This window comes from Arhodomonas sp. KWT (genome assembly GCF_010993615.1).
The window spans coordinates 1-916 of sequence record NZ_WNXE01000667.1 but is presented as its reverse complement, the minus strand read 5'-3'; the positions used below and the strand labels follow the sequence as shown (position 1 = coordinate 916).

Annotated in this window: 1 protein-coding gene; it reads right to left on the bottom strand. The window is 64.1% G+C overall.

The genetic code is table 11. From position 1 onward, the window contains the following. The coding region (locus G7A99_RS21585) for an NAD(P)-dependent oxidoreductase (protein WP_163143982.1) at nt 1-662 on the bottom strand (662 nt) is incomplete at its 3' end. Between the last annotated feature and the right edge of the window lie 254 nt (nt 663-916).

Below are 916 nucleotides of genomic sequence, written 5' to 3'. Positions count from 1 at the left end.
GTCTGCTCCGTGAGCGGACAGTGCAGGCTGATCACGTCGCTGGTCTCAACGACCGTGTCGAACCCCACGCGTCCCGACCGCGGCGCCTGGCCGGCCCGCTCCGCCACCACGACCTCCATGCCGAGGGCGGCGCAGACACGCCCGACCTCCTCGGCAATGGCGCCGTAGCCCACGAGCCCGAGGCGCATGCCGTCCAGCTCGCGGATCGGGTGGTCGAGCAGGCAGAAGAACGGCGATCGGCTCCACACCCCGCCGCGCACGTCGTCGACATAGGCGGGGATACTGCGCGCGAGCATCAGCACCAGCCCGAGCACGTGCTGGGCCAGCGAGCGCGTACCGTAACCCTGGCAGTTGACCACGGTCACGCCGTGGCGGGCGGCCGCCTCGAGATCCACGTTGTTGGTGCCGGTGGCGACGATGCACACCAGCGCCACCGCGGGATGCGCCTCGAAAAAGGCAGCGTCCAGCACCACCTTGTTGACCACCACGCAGCCGGCATCGCCGACGCGTTCGGCCACGTGCTCCGGTGGCGTGGTGCCGTACCACGCCATGCCTGGCAGCTCACGCTCCAGGGCGGAAATGTCCAGGTCACCGCGGTCCAGCGAATCGGCGTCGAGGAAGACGGCGCCCTCGCCGGGGTTGACATCGGCATTTTTATGCACAGGTCCCCTCCGGAGGCTTCACGGGTGTGTCATCTGGGAAAAATTTCTTATGTGGAATATAGAAAAACAATTTAAAAACATGTTTTTAAACAAATTAATACAAGCGTGCCCGGTTTTTGATCAATCCAAAAGCGTCTCAGTGACGACGGGGATTTAGATCCCTTATCCGCGTTTCCTCCACAGGGTTATCCACAGCTTCTGTGGAGAACCCGGAAACCGTCCGGCGACGCCGGCCCCAGCGGTGGCACCGCCCC